This is a genomic window from Actinomadura oligospora ATCC 43269 (genome assembly GCF_000518265.1).
Taxonomy (GTDB): domain Bacteria; phylum Actinomycetota; class Actinomycetes; order Streptosporangiales; family Streptosporangiaceae; genus Spirillospora; species Spirillospora oligospora.
On record NZ_JADG01000012.1, the window covers coordinates 346,408 to 366,872 of the forward strand.

At 72.4% G+C, this 20,465-nt stretch carries 15 protein-coding genes and 1 riboswitch; of the genes, 7 read left to right on the forward strand and 8 right to left on the reverse strand.

What is annotated here, in order from left to right; translation table 11 throughout:
* Positions 1–25 precede the first annotated feature (25 nt).
* From P696_RS0121770 to P696_RS0121795, 5 genes are all read left to right on the forward strand, one after another.
* Positions 26–736: a 4Fe-4S single cluster domain-containing protein gene (locus P696_RS0121770; RefSeq protein WP_026413992.1), complete on the forward strand. Its 711-nt coding sequence runs from the start codon at positions 26–28 to the stop codon at positions 734–736.
* Complete coding sequence (locus tag P696_RS54700) at positions 724–2,091, forward strand: FHA domain-containing protein (RefSeq protein WP_084337918.1); 1,368 nt, start codon at positions 724–726, stop codon at positions 2,089–2,091. The genes P696_RS0121770 and P696_RS54700 overlap by 13 nt, the downstream gene beginning before the upstream one ends.
* Before the next feature lie 238 nt (positions 2,092–2,329).
* Positions 2,330–3,073: a hypothetical protein gene (locus P696_RS0121785; protein ID WP_026413994.1), complete on the forward strand. Its 744-nt coding sequence runs from the start codon at positions 2,330–2,332 to the stop codon at positions 3,071–3,073.
* 11 nt (positions 3,074–3,084) lie between these two features.
* Complete coding sequence (locus P696_RS0121790) at positions 3,085–3,807, forward strand: hypothetical protein (protein ID WP_026413995.1); 723 nt, start codon at positions 3,085–3,087, stop codon at positions 3,805–3,807.
* Positions 3,808–4,023: 216 nt separating this feature from the next.
* Positions 4,024–6,096 (forward strand): PLL family lectin, encoded by a 2,073-nt coding sequence (locus P696_RS0121795; protein WP_026413996.1) that lies wholly within the window; start codon positions 4,024–4,026, stop codon positions 6,094–6,096.
* Between the two features lie 138 nt (positions 6,097–6,234).
* Here P696_RS0121795 and typA read toward each other — a convergent pair whose 3' ends face one another.
* Entirely contained in the window at positions 6,235–8,091 is a 1,857-nt protein-coding gene (typA, locus tag P696_RS0121800) for a translational GTPase TypA (RefSeq protein WP_026413997.1), read from the reverse strand.
* 305 nt (positions 8,092–8,396) lie between these two features.
* Positions 8,397–8,567, forward strand: a riboswitch (cyclic di-AMP (ydaO/yuaA leader).
* Between the two features lie 8 nt (positions 8,568–8,575).
* Between typA and P696_RS0121805 the strand changes: the two genes are divergently transcribed.
* A complete protein-coding gene (locus tag P696_RS0121805; protein WP_026413998.1) occupies positions 8,576–9,589 on the forward strand; it encodes a C40 family peptidase in 1,014 nt (337 codons plus the stop codon).
* Positions 9,590–9,731: 142 nt separating this feature from the next.
* Here the strand turns inward: P696_RS0121805 and P696_RS0121810 are convergent, their stop codons facing one another.
* From P696_RS0121810 to P696_RS0121820, 3 genes are all read right to left on the reverse strand, one after another.
* The gene (locus tag P696_RS0121810) at positions 9,732–10,124 is read right to left on the reverse strand and encodes a (deoxy)nucleoside triphosphate pyrophosphohydrolase (RefSeq protein ID WP_026413999.1); all 393 of its coding nucleotides are present in this window, start codon (positions 10,122–10,124) and stop codon (positions 9,732–9,734) included.
* Positions 10,125–10,176: 52 nt separating this feature from the next.
* Positions 10,177–10,923: a Mut7-C RNAse domain-containing protein gene (locus P696_RS0121815; RefSeq protein WP_051467973.1), complete on the reverse strand. Its 747-nt coding sequence runs from the start codon at positions 10,921–10,923 to the stop codon at positions 10,177–10,179.
* 259 nt (positions 10,924–11,182) lie between these two features.
* A complete protein-coding gene (locus P696_RS0121820; RefSeq protein ID WP_026414001.1) occupies positions 11,183–12,481 on the reverse strand; it encodes an amidohydrolase family protein in 1,299 nt (432 codons plus the stop codon).
* A 60-nt stretch (positions 12,482–12,541) separates the two neighbouring features.
* Here P696_RS0121820 and P696_RS0121825 point away from each other — a divergent pair, with 60 nt between their 5' ends.
* A complete protein-coding gene (locus tag P696_RS0121825) occupies positions 12,542–13,066 on the forward strand; it encodes a MarR family winged helix-turn-helix transcriptional regulator (RefSeq protein WP_034486248.1) in 525 nt (174 codons plus the stop codon).
* A 239-nt stretch (positions 13,067–13,305) separates the two neighbouring features.
* Here the strand turns inward: P696_RS0121825 and P696_RS47200 are convergent, their stop codons facing one another.
* The 4 genes from P696_RS47200 to P696_RS0121845 are packed head-to-tail and all read right to left on the reverse strand — an operon-like array spanning position 13,306 to position 20,436.
* Positions 13,306–14,376 (reverse strand): C40 family peptidase, encoded by a 1,071-nt coding sequence (locus P696_RS47200; protein WP_034486116.1) that lies wholly within the window; start codon positions 14,374–14,376, stop codon positions 13,306–13,308.
* Positions 14,373–15,035: a hypothetical protein gene (locus tag P696_RS0121835; RefSeq protein ID WP_026414003.1), complete on the reverse strand. Its 663-nt coding sequence runs from the start codon at positions 15,033–15,035 to the stop codon at positions 14,373–14,375. The genes P696_RS47200 and P696_RS0121835 overlap by 4 nt, the downstream gene beginning before the upstream one ends.
* Positions 15,035–17,935 (reverse strand): type IV secretion system protein, encoded by a 2,901-nt coding sequence (locus P696_RS47205; protein WP_034486118.1) that lies wholly within the window; start codon positions 17,933–17,935, stop codon positions 15,035–15,037. The genes P696_RS0121835 and P696_RS47205 overlap by 1 nt, the downstream gene beginning before the upstream one ends.
* A complete protein-coding gene (locus P696_RS0121845) occupies positions 17,932–20,436 on the reverse strand; it encodes an ATP-binding protein (protein WP_026414004.1) in 2,505 nt (834 codons plus the stop codon). The genes P696_RS47205 and P696_RS0121845 overlap by 4 nt, the downstream gene beginning before the upstream one ends.
* Between the last annotated feature and the right edge of the window lie 29 nt (positions 20,437–20,465).

Below are 20,465 nucleotides of genomic sequence, written 5' to 3' on the forward strand. Positions count from 1 at the left end.
TGACGTGCCGGGAGCGGGGGCGGGTGTGAGCGATCTCCTGCTGGCCAAGGCGCACTATCCGGTGACGACGCTCGGTCCGGGGACCCGGGCGGGCGTCTGGACGCAGGGCTGCACGCTGCACTGCAACGGCTGCCTGTCCCGCGACACCTGGGAGGCCGACCCGGCGAAGGCCGTCCCGGTGGAGGCGCTGCTCGGGTGGCTGCGGTCGCTGCCCGCGCCGCTGGACGGGATCACGATCTCCGGCGGTGAACCGTTCCAACAGCCGGAGGCCGTGCTGGAGTTGGTCTCCGGGGTCCGTGCCTGGCAGGCCGAGCTCGGCCATGAGAGCATTCCGTTGGACATTCTCATCTACAGCGGATATGTCTACACACGGCTCTCGCGCTCCCCCGCGGCCCGCGAGATCCTGAACAGGTGCGACGCCGTCATCACGGGGCCGTACGTCGACCGGCTCAATCCGGAGGGGCGACACTCCTCGGGAGGGTCCCTACTCTGGAGGGGGTCGGCCAACCAACGTGTCGTGCCGCTGTCCGATCTCGGACGGCAGCGCTACGCCGAGGCGGCCGGGAAGGTAACGAACCGGGACGACACGCCCCGCATGCAGGTGTCCGTGGACGAGGGGCCGGAGGGAAGGCGGGTGTACTACATCGGGATCCCGCGACGAGGTGACCTCGATCACCTCACATCGACGCTGGAACAGGCCGGAGTGCGCGCGGGGGATGTGTCATGGAGACCATGAACTGCCCATACTGCAATGAATCCGTTCAGCCTGGCGATCTGCTCTGCCTGAGCTGCGGTGCGAACCTGGCCCGTCCGGGCGCCCAGCAGCCGCACCAGCACCAGCCCGCCGGCGCCCCCGGCTACGGCGACCAGGCCCCGCCCCGATCGTCCCCGCCGCCCGGCCAGCACGGCCAGCACGGCGGCGGCCAGCACGGCGGTCCTCCGCCGTACGGCCAGCAGGGCGGCTTCGGCCAGCCCCCGCAGCAGGGCGGGCAACCCCCGTACCAGCAGCAGGGCGGCCAGCCGGACTACGGGCAGCAGCAGCCCGACTACGGCCAGCCTCCGCAGCAGCAACAGCAGTCGGACCCGTGGGGCCCGCCCCAGCAGGGGGCCGACCCGTGGGGTCCCCCGCAGCAGCCGCAGGGCGGTTTCGGCCAGCCCCCGCAGCAGCACGGCGGCGGGCAGTCCGACTACGGGCAACCTCCCCAGCAGGGAGGCCAGCCCGACTACGGCCGCGGTGGACAGCCTGACTACGGCCAGCCGCCCCAGCACGGCGGACAGCCCGACTACGGCCAGCCCGCGCAGAACGGTGGTCAGCCGGATTACGGCCAGCCTCCGCAGCACGGCGGCCAGGCGGATTACGGCCAGCCTCCACAGCACGGCGGCCAGGCGGACTTCGGTCAGCCGCCCCAGCACGGCGGCCAGCCCGGTTTCGGGCAGCCCCCGCAGCATGGTGGTCAGCCCGACTACGGCCAGCCTCAGTACGGCGGGCAGCCCGACTACGGGCAGCCTCCGGCGCCGCAGCAGGATCCGTGGGGCGCTCCCCCGCCGCCTGCTCCGCAGGACCCGTGGGGCGCGCCGCAGCCCGGCTACGGCCAGCCGAACGGCCCCGGCGGCCAGCCGATGCATCCGCACGGCCGCGAGCAGACGCTCCTGCCGCCGGAGAACCAGGGCGGACGCCGCTCCGACGCCACGGGCATGATGTGCCCGTACTGCGAGGCGGTGCTGACCAACCCGTCCGCCGTGCAGTGCGACTCGTGCCTGCGTCCGCTGCCCGGCCAGGGCGCGCCGACGCTGCGGGTGCAGTTCCCGACCGGCGAGCTGAAGCTCGCGGCCGGGCAGAGCCTGGTGCTCGGCCGGGACGCGGGCCAGTCCCCCGTCGCGGCGACGTTCACGCCCTACGACAACGTCTCGCGACGGCACTCGACGGTCTGGCTCGACCAGCAGGGCACCGCGTGGGTCCGCGACGAGGGCTCCACGAACGGCACGTTCGTCAACGGCGAGCGCCTCCCTCCGCGGGTGGACGCTCCGCTCCGCGACGGCGACCAGCTCCGCCTCGCCGCCGACGTGGCGGGCACCGTCACCCTCGGCTGAGCATGGCGGGCACCGTCATCCCCGGCTGAGCCCACCCGCCCGAGCCAGGGGGACACAGCCCACGGCACACCCGGCCCAGCCGGGACGTGGGTGTCGCGAAGGACCGCCGACGGCGGCCCCGATTCGTCCGGGCCGCCGTTGCCGTTTCGTGATCGTTTTCGGGCCAACCCCGTCCTGAGCGGGGACGTCCTGTGAATGCGCGCCACGCACCGCGCGCGTGTTCACGGAAAAGAGGCCCATGCGCACCACCCCCCTCGCGCTGGGCGCGGCCACGGTCACGGCCCTCACCCTGACCGTCCCCGCCGCCGCCCACGCAGCCCCGGCTCCGGCCGCCACGAAGATCACCGGCCTGCGGGTCGGCACCGACGTCACCCACCACCTCACCCTCTCCGGACGCCTGACCACGAAGGCCGGGACGACGGTGGGCGCGGGTCGCAGGGTGATCGTCGAGACCGCCGACGACGCCCACAGGCGCTGGTTCGCCTACGCGAAGCCGCTGGTCACCCGGGCTGACGGAACGTTCCAGACCGACGCGCGGCACACGAGCGTCCACTACACGCACGGCTATTACCGCGTCCGTTTCGCGGGCGCGCCGGGATTCGCGGCGACGCTCTCCGGGGACGTCCGCGACCGCCGTGTCGCCACCCGCGTGACCGGCTGGAAGGTCTCCACGACCCGTCCGCGCCGCGGCTCGACGTTCACCGTGCGCGGCTATCTCCAGGAGAAGCCCGGCACCGCGTGGAAGGGCCTGAAGGGCCGCCGCGTCTCCGTCGAATATTGCGTCAAGGGCGGCGACTGCCTGAACAATCTGTCGCTCTGGCATCAGATCTCGAACTATAAATCGGGCACGAAGGGCTACTTCACGACCCGAATCCACGTCGGCGCGAAGGCCAGGCCGATCTATGTCGTCTACACGTTCTACGGCGACTCGACCCACTACGTGACCTGGCTCGTCAAGCCGACCCTCATTTCCCCTCGATGAAAGTGACGTCCATGCGCAAGTCCCTGCTCGTCGCGAGCACGGCCGCCGTGGCGGCCACCCTGGCGGCCGCCCCCGCGACCGCGAACGCCGCCGCCGCCAAGACCCCGACCAAGGTCACCTTCGGCATGTCCACCACGTGGGACGCCAAGCTGAGCATCTGGGGCAAGGTCACGGCGACGAACGGCGCGACCTTCCCGGCCGGGAAGTGGCTGGTCGCCGAGTGCTACTCCTACCAGCACCACAAGTGGCAGACGGTCAAGCCCGGCGCGGGCCAGAAGCCTCTGATCACCCAGGCCGGCGGGGCGTTCTCCGGCAAGCTGACCGTCTACTGCTCGCACGGCAACTACCGCGTCCGCTTCCCCGGGGACCCGACGTTCGCGCCGTCCACCAGCCCGAACGTCCTCGACAAGCGCGTCAACGCGCTGACCTACGGCTGGAAGGTCACGCCGCGCACGATCCGCAAGAACGGCTACGTGTACCTCAGCGGAACCCTCAAGCACGACCCGAAGCCGGGCCACTACGTGCCGTTCAAGGGCCAGCGCGTCTACCTGTACGTGAAGCTCAAGGGCGAGAAGAAGTGGTCGTGGTTCGCGCGTCCCAAGACCGATTCGAAGGGACACTTCAGCGGTCGCTTCCGCATTCCGAAGGACGCCTCCTTCAGCTACGAGTACTTCGGTGACAAGACCCACTACTACGACGCGCCGGTGAAGGCGACGTTCGTGAACGTCCGATAGGGCGAGCGATAGAGGCGAGTCAGGGCGCGTTCCGTAGCGGAACGGCGGCGGTCCGGAGTTTCCGGGCCGCCGTTGTCTTTTCGTGACCTGAGAAGCGCAACCTGACGGAGAACCCGTGCATCATCTCTTGTGCGCGTTTGCCGCAAATTTCATAACTCGGCGTTCCACGATCGGCACGGTCCGTTCCGGTGCGCCGCAGGACGGCCGGGAGGTCGCTTGAAGCGGGGGATCCGTGCGGCCGAGGCGATTCTCGCCTTGGGCGCGGTCGGCGCGATGTCGTCGCTGGTGGTGACGTTCCCTGAGGGCCGCAGCACGCACACCGGCGCGCGCGGGAAGGTCGCGGACAGGGCCGGACGGGCGTTCGTCGACGGCGTCCGCCCGCCGGGTGGCAAGGAGACGTCCGCGCCCACTCCCACGGGCACGGCGACCGGGCACTGGCCCGGGCCCGGCGGACGGTTCATGCAGTTCGTCGCGCACCAGGACGACGACTCGCTGTTCTACTACCCGGACATGATCCGGTCCCGGGCGGCGGACTCGACCACCGTCTACCTGACCAGCGGCGAGGCCACCGGACGCCAGTTCAAGAACCGCTGCCTCTACGGGCAGCACCGGGAGGACGGCGCGCGGGCGGCGTGGGCGCGCAACGCCGGGCTGCCGGACCGCTGGACGCGGACGCCGCTGCGCCTGCCGGGCGGCCAGACGGTCGAGCTGGACACGCTGAACGGCGCGTCCAACATCCGGCTCGTCTTCTTCAAGCTGCACGAGGCCGGGGACAGGCCGGCGATGAAGCACACCTCGTCGCTGGAGAAGCTGTCCCACGGGGTCGGCGCGGCGACGACGCTGGGCTCCGAGCCCTCCGACGGGCCGAACTGCGACCCCCAGTACGTCCACCAGCGGTACACCAGGCAGCAGTTCGAGGCCGGGCTGACCTGGCTGATGCAGCGCTTCGGCCCGACCGTCGTGCTGGCGCAGGACCCGAAGTCGCCGCCGGTCCAGAACCGGTTCACGCACGTCGTGACGACGATGGGCGACCACACCGACCACCGGGGCGCCGGACGCCTGGTCTCCGACGCCGCCGCGCGGTACGCCGGGCCGGGAGGCGACGGGAGCGTCCTCGTCCGCTACTACCGCGACTACAACATCCGGAGCTCGCCGCCGAACCTGGGGACGATCGCCCCGGGCAAGAAGCAGCTGTTCCTCACCTACCTCGGCGCGCACGGCGCCAACGACCCCGGGCCGAACCCGAACAACCCGACCTTCTACACCCTGTTCTACGCGCGCCAGTACACCCGCTGGACGAACGGGACGAACTGGGCCGTCCTGGACGGCGCGAAGCGGCTGAACGCGTTCGCCGTCCTGAACGGCAGGATCGCGCAGTGGCAGCAGGCCCGGCCCGGCGGCCCCTGGACCGGTCCGAAGTACGGCCCCGGCGGCGGCCTCGCGCCCAACGTGACGGCCGTCCGGGACCAGCGCGGCATGCTGCACCTGTTCGCCCTGCGGATGTCCGACGACGCGATCGTGACGGCGTCGCAGAAGCCGTCCGGCGACTGGACGGCCTGGTGGTCGCTCGGCAACCCCGACCCGGGCGCGGGGCTGACCGTCGGGGCTCCCGCCGTCGCGGTCACGCCGGGCGGCGACATGACCGTCGCGGTGCGGAACCTGGCAGGCGGCGTGAGCGTGAAGACGCGGCGCGGCGGCGTCTGGGCGGACGACTGGACCGGCCTGTCCGCCAAGGGCGTGCGGGACGGCGTCGCCGCCGTCGCCGACGCGTCCGGCCGGGTGGAGGTCTTCGCGCCGACCGACACGGGCGTGGCGCGGTGGCGGCAGCAGCAGCCGGGCGAGCCGTTCGTCCCGGTGCTCGGCGGCTCCGGCGGCCCGCCCGCCGGTCCGGTGACCGCGGTCGTGGACGCGACCGGCGCGCCCCGGATCTACTACCCCGCGTCCGGGGCGGCGTCGACGGTGACGCAGTCCGACAACGGGATGCGCCCGGACCCGCTGGGCGGGCCGATGACCTTCGAGGGCACGGCCGCGGCGCCCCGCGGGCAGCGGACCGTCCTCGCGGCCCGGACGAACGACGGCGCGCTCGCCCTGGGCGTCCAGAACGCCCCGTACGGCCCGTACGCGTGGTCCACGCGCAAGGCGGACGTCATGGGGTCCCCCGCCCTCGCCTACGACGCGGAGGGCCACCTGGTCGTCCTGGCGTTCGGCGGCGACGCGCACCTGTACACGATGCGTTCGACGGCCCCGGACACCGCGACGTCCTTCACCGACTGGACCCGCACCGGCTGACCCCAGCCGCACACCGGTCAGGCTCTGGACGCACCGGCTGAGAACGTGTCGCGCGCCGCCCGCGCCAACGAGAACGGCCCCCGCCTCGTGGCGGGGGCCGTTCTCGTCAGGACTCGGTCAGGCGGTTCGCGGGACCGGTCAGCCGGAGTTGCGCTTGGCGCGGGCGCGGGTCCGCTCGCGCTCCTTGGCGTCCAGGACGATCTTGCGGATCCGGACGAAGGCGGGCGTGACCTCGACGCACTCGTCGTCCCGGATGAACTCCAGGCTCTCCTCGAGGGTGAGGATCTTCGGCGGGGTCAGCGTCTCGGTCGTCTCGGCCGTGGAGGAGCGGACGTTGGTCTTCTGCTTCTCCTTGGTGATGTTGACGTCCATGTCGTCGGCGCGCGAGTTCTCGCCGACGATCATGCCCTCGTACACCTCGGTGGTCGGGCCGACGAAGAAGGTGCCGCGCTCCTGCAGGTTCAGGATGGCGTAGCCCGTCGCGGCGCCCGTGCGGTCGGAGACCAGGGAGCCGCTCGGGCGGGTGCGCAGCTCGCCGAACCAGGGCTCGTAGCTCTCGAACACGTGGTGCGCCATGCCGGTTCCGCGGGTCTCGGTCATGAACTCGGTGCGGAACCCGATCAGGCCGCGCGCCGGGACCAGGAACTCCATCCGGATCCAGCCGGTGCCGTGGTTGGTCATGTGCTCCATGCGGCCCTTGCGGACGGCCATGAGCTGGGTGACGGCGCCGAGGTGCTCCTCGGGGATGTCGACGGTGAGCCGCTCGACCGGCTCGTGCTTCTTGCCGTCGATCTCGCGGGCGACCACCTGCGGCTTGCCGACGGTCAGCTCGTAGCCCTCGCGGCGCATGTTCTCGACCAGGATGGCGAGGGCCAGCTCACCACGGCCCTGCACCTCCCAGGCGTCCGGGCGCTCGGTCGGCAGGATCTTCAGCGACACGTTGCCGACCAGCTCGCGGTCGAGGCGGTCCTTGACCAGGCGGGCGGTGACCTTGGTGCCCTTCTCCCGGCCGGCCAGCGGCGAGGTGTTGGTGCCGAGGGTCATGGAGATCGCGGGCTCGTCCACCGTGATCAGCGGCAGCGGGCGCGGGTCGTCGGGGTCGGCGATGGTGTCGCCGATCATGATCTCCGGGATGCCGGCGATCGCGATGATGTCGCCCGGCCCGGCCTCGTCGGCGGGCTTGCGGGTGAGCGCCTCGGTCATCAGCAGCTCGGTGATCTTGACGCGCTCGACGCTGCCGTCGTGCCGGCACCACGCGACCTGCTGGCCCTTCTTGATCACGCCGTTGTGCACGCGGCACAGCGCGATCCGGCCGAGGTAGCTGGAGGCGTCCAGGTTGGTGACGTGCGCCTGGAGCGGGGCGTCCGGGTCGTAGGACGGCGCCGGGATGGTCTCCTTGATCACCGTGAACAGGGGCTCGAGGTCCTCGCTGTCGGGCAGCTCGCCGTCGCCCGGCTTGTTCAGCGAGGCGCGGCCCGCGCGGCCCGACGCGTAGACGATCGGGAAGTCGATCTGGCCCTCTTCGGCGTCGAGGTCCATGAACAGCTCGTAGGTCTCGTCGACGACCTCGTCGATGCGGGCGTCCGGCCGGTCGGTCTTGTTCACGACCAGGATGACCGGGAGCCGCGCCTCGAGGGCCTTGCGCAGGACGAACCGGGTCTGCGGGAGCGGGCCCTCGCTGGCGTCCACCAGCAGGACGACGCCGTCGACCATGGACAGGCCGCGCTCGACCTCGCCGCCGAAGTCGGCGTGGCCGGGGGTGTCGATGATGTTGATCGTCATCCCGGCGTGCCGGACGGCGGTGTTCTTCGCCAGGATCGTGATGCCCTTCTCACGCTCCAGGTCGTTGGAGTCCATGACGCGGTCGTTCACGTCCTGGTTCTCACGGAAGGCGCCGGACTGCCAGAGCATGGCGTCGACCAGCGTGGTCTTGCCGTGGTCGACATGGGCGACGATGGCGACGTTACGGAGGTCATCGCGCGTGGAGAAGGGCATGCGGTTTCGCCTTGGGTGAGAGTTCGGAGGATCGGCCGCAGACGTGCGACCCTGACAGTTTACTCGGCCGTCCCGGGAGCCCGACCGTCCGCGAGGCGTCCGGCAGGTGAAGAAGGCCCTTCGCCCACGGCCTCCGGGCGCCTGACCAGCGCCTCCTCCGTCACACGGGCCCCGCGCATCTCGTCCGCCACACCGGCACCACTTGCACACAGATGCACACTTTGTGTGACTGTTTGGCCATTTTTGAACTTCCTTTGTAGTCTGCCCCGCAGATCCGGCCGTACCGAAGCCCCGTCCGTGGGGCAGCGACCGGACCGCCGAATCCCGCGAGGGAACCGGGGACCCACACTCCCGGGGTGAATCGGCGCACGTCACGGGGCGTCCTCTGACCGGGACGGCGTCGTGCCGTGCGGCGTAGGGCGACTCCTGGCCCGAACCCGTCAGCTAACCCGGTAGGCGGCACACGAAGAGGAGAACACCGGCCTTGGCCAAGGACCCCCAGCGCCGCCGCGTGACACTCGCGGCCGCCACCGTCCTCGCGCTCGGACTCGGGATGGCCGCACCCGGCCTCGCCCACGCCGCGCCGACGGCCCCCCAGGCACCCCAGACTCCCCCCTCCCCGTCCGGGAAGCCCAACGAAGCCGACCTGAAGAAGCAGCTCAAGCAGCTTCAGGACGAGGCGGAGAAGCTCACCGAGCAGTACAACAAGTCCCGCGTGGACCTCGGCAAGGCGCAGAAGGCCGAGCGGGACGCCACCCGCCGGGCCGACGCCCTCGAGGCGCAGGCCGCGCCCGCCCGGGCCGCGCTCGGCCAGGTCGCCGCGAACCAGTACATGAGCGGCGGCGGCCCCGACATGATCTTCGCGGGCGGCGGCACCGACGGCGGCGGCCTGTCCGACACCGCCTACCTCGCGCAGAACCGCGCGGGCGCGGTCCAGCGCCTCCAGACGCTGATCGACCAGGCCAACAAGGCCAAGTCGGACGCGCAGGCGCAGACCGCGAAGGTGAAGCAGGCGGCCGACCAGGCCGACGCTGCCCGCAAGACCACCAAGGGCAAGATCGACCAGGTCCAGAAGCTCCTGGACAAGCTCGGCATCACCCGGACCAAGGACCCGACGTCCGGGTACACGGTGACCGTCCGGGGCAGCGGCCTGCCGCAGAAGATGCTGCGCAAGGCCCTGGGCAAGCTGGGCTCGCCGTATGTGTGGGCGGCCGCCGGGCCGACCACCTTCGACTGCTCCGGCCTGGTCATCTGGGCGTACGCGCAGGTCGGCAAGCCGGGCCTGCCGCACTACACCGGCGACCTGTTCCAGCTGGGCACCAAGATCGACCGTGGCTCGCTGCGCCAGGGCGACCTGGTCTACTTCGGCGGCAACCTGCACCACATGGGCATCTACGCCGGCGACGGCATGTACCTCCACGCCCCGCAGACCGGCGATGTGGTGAAGATCTCCAAAATGGACCGCCCGGACTACGCAGGCGCGAACCGCATCGAGTAGCCCTCCCCGCACCCCACCGCGACCGGCGCCCGCACCCCACGGACGCCGGTCGCGGCATTTCCAGACCCGTCCACCCCCGCCAACCGGGAACTCGCCTCCAGGGGCCCGCGGGAGCGGGACGGTGCCCGGGCGGGCGGGGCGGTCAGGGGGCGAGGTAGGGGGTGATCGCCTCGACGACCGGGAGGTCGCCGGGGAGCCACTCGACCTCGTAGAGCTCGTCCGCCGCGAGCCAGCGCAGCGCGAGGTGTTCCAGGGCCTCCGGCTCGCCCGCCACGACGGTCGCCGTCCACACCCGCAGGACGGACCCGCCGAGCACCAGCGGCCAGTCGCCGCCGACCCGCTCGCCCAGGACGACCCCGACGCCGAGCTCCTCCTCGCACTCGCGGACGAGCGCCTGCTCGTCGCTCTCCCCCGGGTCCACCTTGCCGCCCGGGAACTCCCAGCCGCCCGCGAGTTCCGCCGGCTCGGCCCGCTGCGCGGCCAGCAGCCGCCCGCCGGAGATGATCGCCGCTCCCACCACCACGCTCACGCTCATGGACCGTCATCATGCCGTCTCCATGACCGTCCCGTGGGCCGGGGGCGACCCCTCAGCGGGAGGGGGCTGCGTCGGCGCGCGCCTGGGCGACGGTTCGGCGGGCGGTCTCCACGATCTCCTGGAGGTGGTCGCCGTGCGCTCCGCGCCAGTAGACGCGTCCGCAGTCGGCGCAGCGGCCGTAGGCGTCGTAGCTGCGGCGCGTCCCCTCCGCGAGCTCCCGTTCGATCTCCGCCTTGTCCACCGGGACGAGCGTGCCGTTGCAGGCCGTGCAGCGCGTCCAGGGGGCCAGCTCCGGCGCGAACCGCTCGAGCAGGTCGTGGAGCTGGTCGTCCGGGCGGGGGCTCCGGACGTACGCGCCGAACCACAGCGCGCGCCGCATCAGCAGTCCCCGGTCCTGGGTGAGCAGGACGCGCCGCTCCTCGTTCGCCTGGACGACCAGCTCCGGGTCGTCCATGTCGTTGTGGTAGGCGGTGTCGAGGCCGATCAGCCGCATCCGGCGGGCGAGGGTGCCGAGGTGCACGTCCAGCAGGAAGCGCGGCGCGGCCTGCCCGGCGTCCAGGGGGACCTCCTGCGGGCGCGCGACCGGCCCGACCCGCACGACCGCGCCGGAGGCCGGGCGGTGCGCCGGCTCGACGGGCGCGCCGTCCGCGGTCAGGGTCCCGACCTCGGGCAGCGGGACGCCGAGGGACTCGATGACGTGTCCCAGGCTCGACGTCCCGTCCCACGCGACCCGCTGGCGCTCACGACGGCGCGCGGCGGGCAGGAAGAAGAGGAGTTCGGGCGCGATTTCCAGTGTCATGTCCGGCTCGTCCACGCGGCCAGCATGCCACGCCACCCCCACCCGCCACCCCCCTATTTCCGCGCGCCGGACATCGCGTCGCCTCACACCGCGCCGCCTCCACCCGCGCCGTCTCGGCCCCTGCCGTCTCGGCCCCTGCCGTCTTGGCCCGCGTCGCCTCACCCGCGCCGCCTCGGCCCGCGTCACCTCACCCGTGCCGTCTCGGCCCGCACCGCCTCACCCGTGCCGTCTCGGCCCGCGTCGCCTCACCCGCGCCGCCTCATGCCGCGGCTTCGGGCTCCGCGTCGCGGGACACCGCCTCGGCCAGGTGGGCGGCGGACGCGGCGAGGCGGTCCAGCGCTCCGGCGACGTTCGCGACCAGGCGTCCGTCACGCTTGACGATACGTCCGGCGACCAGGACGGTGTCCACCGCGCGCGTGTCCGCGTACAGGACGACGGCCGCGACCGGGTCGTGGACGGGCGCGGGCGCGATCCCCGGCAGGTCGGTGCGCAGCAGGACGAGGTCCGCCTGCCGTCCGGGCGCGATCTCCCCAGTGATGTCGCCTAGGCCGGCGGCCTGTGCGCCTTCGGTCGTCGCCATGCGCAAGGCGTCCGCTGCTGTGAAGCCGAGGCCCACACCGTCCGGACGGCCGCGCTCAGTGAAGTAGGCGGCGCGCATAAGGCTGAACATGTCGCCCCCGGCGCTCGTCACCGCATCGGCGCTGAGACCGGTCGGGATGCCTGCGGCTCGTGCGCGCCCGGTTGCGGGCAGGCTGAACCCCATCGCCGTCTCGATCGCGGGTGAGACCGCGACCGTCCCGCCGTGGTCGGCGATCCGCTTGAACTGCTCGTCGGTGTAGTCGTTGGCGTGGACGTACATCGTGCCGGGCGTCCACAGGTCCTGGTCGTCGAGGAACGCGAGCCCGGCGGTCGCGTTCTCCCGCCCGTGGCCGCCCATGTGCGTGGTGATCATGACGTCCAGCTCGCGGGCCGACAGCCACTCCTCGCGCGCGAGGTCCAGGTCGCCGAAGTCCGGGCCGAGCGCGGCCACGGCCATGCTGACCAGGCCGTCCCCGCACGCCTCCCGGACGCGTCCGGCCTCGGTCGCCCGCGTCGCCTCGCCCGCCGCGTGCCGGTACCCGTAGACCGCGCGGATCCCGGCGTCCTTGAGCGCCTGGACGTTCGCGTCGGCGTGCTCGGGGGTGTCCGGGCCGTGCGCCCAGTCCACGACGGTCGTGACGCCCGAGTCGAGCGCCTCCAGCGCCGAGCCGAGCGCACCGGCGTAGAGGTCCTCGGGCCGGAACGCGGGCGCGTACCCGCCGAGCACGCGGCCGAGGTAGGCGGGCAGCGTCGTGTCCGGCAGGACGCCGCGGATCGCGCCCTGCCACATGTGCCGGTGGGTGTCCACGAAGCCCGGCAGGACGATCCGTCCGGACGCGTCGACCACCTCCGCGTCGTCCGGCACGGGCAGGCCGGGACCGACGGCGGCGATGACCCCGTCCCGGACGAGGACGTCGGCGACACCGAGGACGCGCGGGCTCAGCACGAGCCCGCCCCGGATCAGAAGGGGGGATGTCATGCGCGAAAGCTTAGAGAGAAGCTTTTCTAAAAGCAACATGGGATGGGTACCCTCGGCTGCGTGCAGCACGACCGGGACCGCGACCGCCGCCGCGACGAGATCGACCCCCTGGTGGACGCCTGGCGCGCCGACGGGCTCGACGACGCGCTCATCGCCATGCTCGAGCTGGGCAAGCGCGCCGGACGCCTCCACAACCTCGTCCAGCAGGCCGTCCGCGCCGAGCTCGCCGACCACGGCCTCACCTACGCCGAGTTCGAGGTCCTCACCGTCCTGCGGCGCGCGGGCAGCCCCTACCGGCTGCGCCCGACCGACCTCACCCGCTCCGCGCTCCTCACGTCCGGCGGCACGAGCAACGTCCTGCAGCGCCTGGAGAAGGCCGGATACGTCGAACGCGGCAGCGACGAGGGCGACGGCCGGGGCCGCTGGGTCCGGCTCACCGGCGAGGGCCTGCGCGTCACCGAGGACGCCCTGGTCGCCAGCGGCACGGCGCACGACGACGTCCTCGGGTCCGTCCCGCCCGAGAAGCTGCGCGCGGCGGCCGACGCCCTCCGCGACGTCCTCGCCCCCATCACCCCACGCCGCTGACCCCCACCGTCACGACACCCCCGGCACCCGCCCCAGGCCACACGACTCACCGGCACGAGTCCTCAGCTCCCGGCCCCGGACCGCACGACCTCGCTGGCCCGGCCCTCGCCCATCCACCCCGGCCGTCGAGCCCGTCCGCCCTGGCAGCCGAGCCCCGCCCGTCCACTCCTGGCCGCCGAGCTCTCGGCCGGGCTGCCCCCGCGCGCGCCTGACGGCACCCGCCCGCGCCCGCCGGGGACTCAGCCGCCGGGCTGGCCGGCGGCCGTCAGGTGCGCGAGCTGCGACTTCAGCTGCTTGGTCGCGAGCGGACGCGTGACCCCGATCCAGTCCGGACGGTTGTACGGGGTGACGCCGATGTTCGGGACGCAGGCGGAGCAGCGCGCGACGATCATCCGGTTCTTCCCGATGACCATGCCGACGTGCCCGGGGCTGTCCGACGAGGTTCCCGGCCCGGAGTTGAAGAAGACGAAGTCGCCCGGCTGCTCCTGCCCCTTGGCGATCTTCTGGCCGAACGGCCACTGCTCGAACGTCGTGCGCGGGATGCTCAGGCCCACCGACTTGTAGGCCGCCTGGAGCAGGCTGGAGCAGTCCCAGGCGTCCGGCCCGGCCGCGCCGAAGATGTACCGCTTGCCGCGCTGCGCCAGCGCGAACGAGATGATCTGCTGGATCATCCCGGACGCTCCCGCGGGCAGCTCGTCGTCCTTGCAGTCCACGCCGTTCGACTGGACGACCTTGAAGTCGCCGTTCGCGTACCTGCCCGCCCAGTCGAGGACGAGGTTCACGTAGTCCCAGGAGTGGTTGTACATGAAGATGGCGGTCTTCATCCGGTCCGGGGCGCCGTTGTGCTTGAGGTACGCGGCGGCGGTGTAGATCGCGTCCGCGGGGTCGTACAGGTTCTTCTTGCCGTCGTGGTCGCCGTCCACGGCGAACGAGTCGAACGTGGGCTTCAGGAACTGCATCGGACCGCCCGCGCCCGCGTAGTTCGTCCCGCTCGACACGCCCTGTTCCCCGGACGTCCCGTGCACGGTCTCGACCCGTCCGACCCCGGCGAGGACGTTCCACGGGATGCCGTACTGCTTGCCGGCCGCCTGGTACAGCGACAGGTAGTTCGCCGGGATCCCGCGGGCGTCGTCGGACGTGCCCGGCTGCGAGGACGCGCCGGCGGTGTCGACGCAGCCCGCGCTGCCCGCGCCGCCCCCGCCGAACATGAACTGGCTCGCCCCGAACAGCACGGGGATCACCATCAGCGAGGCGAACAGCGCCGCCACGGCGGCCAGGGCCGTGACGGCCAGCACCCGAGCGCGGGTCATCCGCGTCCGCCCCCTCCGGTGTCGCCGGCCTGCCCGACGTCGGCGGGTTCGAACGCGGCGACCTTCAGCGCGTTGCCGTCACGCGCGACCGTCACCGCCCACTGCTTGCTGTCGTCGCTCCCGCCCCCCGCCTTGTCGATCCGCTGCTTCCCGGTGACCAGGAAGATGATCGAGTTGTTGCCGATGTCGCGCACCTGGTCGAGCGAGGCCGTGCAGGTCGCGACGGTCTTGTCCTGCTGCCGCTGCTGCCGGATGCCGGGGGCCGCGAACCCCTGCGCGATCTGCTGCGCGACCTGGTCGTTCACCAGCGGCTGCAGCCGCGCCGCGTACGCCTGCGGCTGTTCGTCGAACCGGTACGTCCCGTACTGGGCGACGAACTTCTGCGCGGTGTCGGCCGCGGTCGCGAACTCCTGCCGGCCGAACGGCAGCAGCCGGTAGATGTCGAAGTTCCCGGCGTTGACCTCGGAGGTGATGCCGGGGGGCGGCGACGCCGGAGCGGCCGGTCCGCCCCCGCCCCCGGTCACGGGCGCCGGACGCGTCGTGCGGTGGGAGGGCTTGTGCTGGTCCGGCGTGGCCGCCGTCAGGTACACCCCGACGGCGGCGAGCGCCACCACCAGCACACCGAAGAGGATCTTCCGTTGCCGGTCAGACAGGTTCATCACTCGTCCCGATCGACCGGACGCAGCCAGAACGGGATCGGCGGCTCGCCGCCGTCACCGGACCGCCGTCCGCCCCACAGCGGAGGCGCCTGCTGGGCCGAACCTCCACCGTCGCCGTCACCACCGCCCGAACCACCGCGCTGCTGCGGCACGCCGGAATCCCCGGACCCACCAGACGACGAGCCGCCACCGGACCCACCGGACGTCCCGGATCCGCGCCGTCCGCCGCCGCCACCGCCGTTTCCGCTCCCGCTTCCGTTCCCGTTTCCGTCGGAGTTGCGGCGTCCGCCACCGAACCAACCACGTCCGCCACCGGACGACGAGCCGCCACCCGACGCCCCACCACCAGAGGCACCGCCGCCGGACGCGCCACCACCGGCCGCACCGCCGCCGCCAGCAGCCGCACCGCCGCCGGAGGCACCGCCTCCGCCGCCGCTGGAGTCTCCGCCGCCGAACCAGCCGCGTCCACCGGAACCGCCGTCGCCTCCGGACGACCCGCCGGAGCCGCCTGCTGCCCCCGCGCCGCCACCGTTTCCAGCGGCCCGACGCGAGCCGCCACCGGCCGTCCCAGCACCGCGAGCCCGGCCCGCTCCGGCTCCGGCCCCGGCTCCGCCGCCGGACCCACCAGAACCACCCGAGTCACCGGCTCCAGAACCGCGAACACCGCCGAACGAGCCGTTACCGCCACCCGCCGAAGCACCCGCACCGGACCCTGGACGAGCCGTCCACGACGCAGGCCCGGACCCGCCACCGCGCGCCCGCGAACCGGCCCCGGCTCCGGCGCCACTCCCGGCACCGGCACCCGAACCGGCCCCGCCGCCGCGCCCGGCGCCATTACCGCCGCCGGAACCAGACGAACGTCCACCCACAACAGCACCAGCAGCAGCAGCGCCACCGCCACCGCCACCGCCACCGGCGGACGGACGTGCCGACCAGGCCGTCGGACGCGGCGAACCGGTCCCCGTCCCGGACGCCGCACCCGAAACAGCATCGGACGCGCCGCCGCCGTCACCGTCCGGCCGCCCGACCCCGCTCAGCGAACCGGCGCGCGTCGGGAGGTTGAGCGGCGGAGCGTCGCGCCGCGACCGTCCGGCGCCCGCGGCCCCCGCGGAGGTCGTGCCGCCGCGTGGCTTGGCCGCCAGGACAGGGGCCGAGTCCGGCGAGGGGGCGTCCGCGACACCGACGGCACCGGCGCGCCGATCGGCGGCTGTGACACCCGCCGCGGCACCGCCCTCGGCGGCGGCGTCGGCCGCCGCGTCCCGCTTGGTCCACCGGCCGAGCCGGTACCCGGCCGCGCCGGGCACCACGGCGCCCGCGACGCCCACGGTGTTCTTGCGCGCCTCGGCGATCGACTTGTCCAGATGCGCCTGGCTCTTCTCCCGCGACCCGACCGCCGAATACCCGACCGCCGAGAACAGGTGCTGGAACGGCTTGCGGTACACGAACGCCGCGCACGTCACCAACGCGATCAGCAGGATCTGCAGACCCCACGGAAGCGTCTCGCCGAGGATCAGCCCGTACGCCCACAGCAGCAGCGAGAGGACGCCGATCAGCGCCGCCTGTTTCAGCAGCATCGACAACAACAGCTCAAGCCACCGGATCGCGATCACACGTCCGATCCCCGGATGGATGCCGATCCCCAGGAAGATGGGCCCCGCCACGAGCAGGAGCAGGAACGCGATCTTCACGACGATCAACGCGATCGCGATCACCAGGATGAGCAGTCCCGCGACCAGCGCCGCGAACAGGCCGCCGAACGCCACCGCCAGGCGACTCGTCCAGTTCTTCCCCTGGAACAAGGCGTAGGTGCCGGAGTAGTTCTCCTTGACGTTCTTCGAGACTTCCTTGTAGGCGTCGGCCTTCTTCGCCAGGTCGACCTTCTGCTGCCCGTACGTCTCGGGCAGGTCGACCGCCTGCGCGTACAGCAGCTTGTCCGCGTTGTCCTTGACGATCTTGGCGTTGGGGTCGGTCGTCCCGAACTCGCCCATCAGCCACGGCTTGCACACGAGCGCGACCCACAGCCCGTTCGCGTTCCGGGTCGTCGCGTCCGGCTGCGCCGGGGCCGGTTGCGCGGGCTGACCCGCCGGTGGCGCGGGCGCCGGGACACACGTCGACCCCTTGGTGTCGCTCTGTGGCAACGCCGCGTTGAACGCCGCGCTCGTCGCCTCCGAAACCTTCGTCCCGAGGGTCGTGAAGTCCGCGGGCCGCGCGATCAGCCAGATCAGCGCCACCATCGCCGCGACCATCCAGATCACGCCCTCGGTGACCTTGCTGGCCCGCTTGCGCACCAGCCCCCACCAGGCCAGCGTGATCGCCCCGAGGATGACCACCCAGGACCAGTACCGGGCGTTGAACGTCTTGCCCATCTGGCTGATCACACCGTCCACGGTGCCCTTCAGCCAGCCGAGCAGCGACTCGCTCGCCGCCGCCTGGTAGACGCTGATCGTCGTCCGGTCGATCGCCCGCACCAGCGTGAACGTCGTGTTCGCGAGGGCGTTCCCCATCATCGCCATCGCGTCCGAACAGCCCATGTCGACCGCGTACCAGGACTGCCCCGCCGTCCCGTACCGGTCGTAGTACGTCAGCTGCGCCGGCGGCGTCGTCCTCAGCTTGGCGCTCGGGTAGTCGGGAGGCTTGATCATCCCGTCCGCCCCGGCCCCGTACTGCTCCGGCGCCGGACTGTCCGCCGGACGACAGGGGTCCCCGCCGAACGGACCCGCGCTCGCGATCGGCGTCAGGCCGAACATGAACAGGGCCAGGATGAGGGTCAGCAGGGCCGAGCGGCGGGGACCCCGCCTGCGCCTGCCGTCTTTCCGGGTCAGGTCGAGCCCTTCACCCGGACGCCGCTGGATGCGGGGGGCGCGGCGGCCCGGATATGCGGGGGGTCGGCGGGCTTTCATGGGGCGGCCTCCTCGGTGTGGGCCCCCGCGGCGGACAGGTCGGACGTACCGGGGTGTTGCCGGGTCGGGTTCGTGTCGAGCCAGGCGCGCAGCTCGGGGGAGACCAGGTCGACGCCGATGCGGCCCGCCCGGCCGTCGAGGTCGCGGAAGACGCACTCACCGTTGCCGAGGTTGCGAAGGACGGCCTTGTGCTCGTCGGACGCCTCCACGCCGAGCAGCGCCATCACGTTCTCGACCTCGACCCGCTCGGTCGAGCGGAACGAGAACACCGAGGACAGGCAGTTGGTCACCTGCTCATTCAAGAGGTCCCCGGCGTTCTGTGAGACCAGGATCAACGCAGTGTTGCGAGAACGGCCCATGCGCGACACTTCCGGCACCAGCTTGGCGCCCTCGGGTGTCGATGTGATGGCCCACGCCTCGTCCAGGAAGATGGCCTTCGGGAGGCGGCGGTCGAGGCCGTGCATGAGGCGCCGCGCGAACTGCGACACCAGGTACATCAGCGCCACCGAGAGGCGCTGTTCGTACGAGTAGTCCTCGCGGCTGATCGACACGTCCGGGAGGGTGAGGCCGCCGAGGGTGAACACGGTCGTCCAGCCCTCGGTGTCGATCCGGTCGCCGCCGGACGGGTCGAAGCACAGCCGCGCGAGCCGCATCTCCGACATCGACCGGAGCACGGCGCCGAGGTTCTTGGACGCGGGGTCGGGCGCGGACTCCAGGTGGTCCACGACCTTCCCGAGGGACGGACGGTCCGCGTTCGCGACCGCGCCGACCGCCTGGATCATGGCGGACTCGCGCTCCTCCGACATGCGCGGCAGCAGCAGCCGGAGCGTCTCGGTCGCCATCGTCTTCTTCGCGGCCAGGTCGTCCCCGAACGAGAACGGGTCGAGCAGGCCGGGCGCGGCGGACCCGAGCGGCAGGGTGCGGGCCTTGCGGCCGCGCGCCTTGAGCAGCTCGACGAGCGACTCGGCGTCGCCCTTCGGGTCGATCGCGGCGACCGTCACCCCGCGCAGCGCCATCTGGTAGATCAGCAGCAGCGCGAGGGTGGTCTTGCCGCCGCCGGGCTCGCCGGTGATCGCGACCGCCGTCGGACGGTTCCGGGCCGCCGCGACCAGCGGGTCGAAGTGCACGATCGAGCGGGCGCGGCCGAGCGTCTCGCCGACGTACGGGCCGATCCAGCCCTCGTTCGCGTCGTCCGGACGGTCGCCGAGGTCGACCGTCGCGGTCGGCATGCCGCCCGCGATCGTGCGGAGCGGCTGCCGCTGCGCGTACGCGTTCAGCCGGATGCGGTCGCCGGGCAGCGACTCGCTGAACAGGCTGAACTGGTCGCCGGTCGAGTTCACCACGTCGATGCCGATGTCGCGGTAGTGCTCGACGACGGTGTCCACGCGCTGCGCCAGGAGCTCGGCGCTGGGCGCGGACACGATGAGCCGGTGCCAGCCGTACACGAACGGCAGGCGCTCCTTGGTGATGCCGTGCTCCAGCATCCGCGCCGCGTCGATCTGCTCGGCGAGCGCGATCGGCGCCTCGGCCCCGGCCTCGCGGATGTGCTGGTCCATATCGCGCGCGTGCGCGAGCTTCCGCGAGACGTCCTTGGACGCCTTGGCCGGCGGGATCAGCTTCATGCGCGCGCTGATCTCGACCGGGAACGACAGCGCGTCCGCGTAGTGGAACCACGGCTCGCCGTCCGGGAACGGCATCAGGTCGGGGAACCGCGCGAACGACAGGTACGCCACGAACGACTCGGCCGTCGCTCCGACGCCCGCGCCGTTGAAGTTCGGCTGCTCCATCCGCAGGAACGAGCGGCCGTTGTGGATCGCGCCCTCGACCAGCGCCTCGACCTCGCCGCGCCCCCACGTCCGGCGCGGGACGGCGGACGGCGGCGGATCGGTCAGCGACCCGGTCACCGCGTGCTGGAACAGCCACGCGACCTCGGTCGAGGTGGCGTGCCGCGCGAACAGCGCGGAACCGCCGAGCGCGCGCCCGATCCGCTCGGCCTGCTCGGTCCAGCGCGCGATCTCCTTGCCGTCGATCGCGTCGTCCTCGATGCCGAGCACCGACTCGCTGCGCTTGTAGAAGTTCAGCAGTTGCGCGATCGCGCCGCCGGACAGTTGCGCGCCCATGCCGCGCGGACCGAGCCGCACGCCGAGGTAGATCTCCTTGGTCCAGAAGACCTTCGCCCAGACGTGCCGGTAGGTCTCCTCCAGGTAGTCCGCCCAGCCGGGGCCGCCGTCGGACGTCCGGTCCAGCGCGCGCGCCCACTCCGCCGCCGGATAGGTGCGGTGCGCGATCCGCAGGTGGATCTCCGCGTCCTGCATGCGGATGCCCGCGAGCGCGATGGTGATGTTCGTGGCGAGCGCCTCGCGCTCCTCACCGGTGGTGAACTCGTACGACACCGTCGGCAGCCGGAAGTAGGCCCACGCGGCGGTGTCGGTCAGCAACACCCGGTCGTCGAAGTAGCGGACGGGCAGCCGGCTCGACCGCGCCTTCGTCATCCGGCTCATCGCTCCTGCCTCCGGTCCGGTCGCGGTCG

What these genes read in the sequence shown, in the direction of transcription:
- P696_RS0121785 (WP_026413994.1), top strand. Translation starts at nt 2,330, where the DNA reads ATGCGCACCACCCCCCTCGCGCTGGGCGCGGCCACGGTCACGGCCCTC.
- P696_RS0121815 (WP_051467973.1), bottom strand. Translation starts at nt 10,923, where the DNA reads ATGACACTGGAAATCGCGCCCGAACTCCTCTTCTTCCTGCCCGCCGCG.
- P696_RS0121790 (WP_026413995.1), top strand. Translation starts at nt 3,085, where the DNA reads ATGCGCAAGTCCCTGCTCGTCGCGAGCACGGCCGCCGTGGCGGCCACC.
- P696_RS47205 (WP_034486118.1), bottom strand. Translation starts at nt 17,935, where the DNA reads ATGAAAGCCCGCCGACCCCCCGCATATCCGGGCCGCCGCGCCCCCCGC.
- typA (WP_026413997.1), bottom strand. Translation starts at nt 8,091, where the DNA reads ATGCCCTTCTCCACGCGCGATGACCTCCGTAACGTCGCCATCGTCGCC.
- P696_RS0121810 (WP_026413999.1), bottom strand. Translation starts at nt 10,124, where the DNA reads ATGAGCGTGAGCGTGGTGGTGGGAGCGGCGATCATCTCCGGCGGGCGG.
- P696_RS54700 (WP_084337918.1), top strand. Translation starts at nt 724, where the DNA reads ATGGAGACCATGAACTGCCCATACTGCAATGAATCCGTTCAGCCTGGC.
- P696_RS47200 (WP_034486116.1), bottom strand. Translation starts at nt 14,376, where the DNA reads ATGACCCGCGCTCGGGTGCTGGCCGTCACGGCCCTGGCCGCCGTGGCG.
- P696_RS0121845 (WP_026414004.1), bottom strand. Translation starts at nt 20,436, where the DNA reads ATGAGCCGGATGACGAAGGCGCGGTCGAGCCGGCTGCCCGTCCGCTAC.
- P696_RS0121835 (WP_026414003.1), bottom strand. Translation starts at nt 15,035, where the DNA reads ATGAACCTGTCTGACCGGCAACGGAAGATCCTCTTCGGTGTGCTGGTG.
- P696_RS0121820 (WP_026414001.1), bottom strand. Translation starts at nt 12,481, where the DNA reads ATGACATCCCCCCTTCTGATCCGGGGCGGGCTCGTGCTGAGCCCGCGC.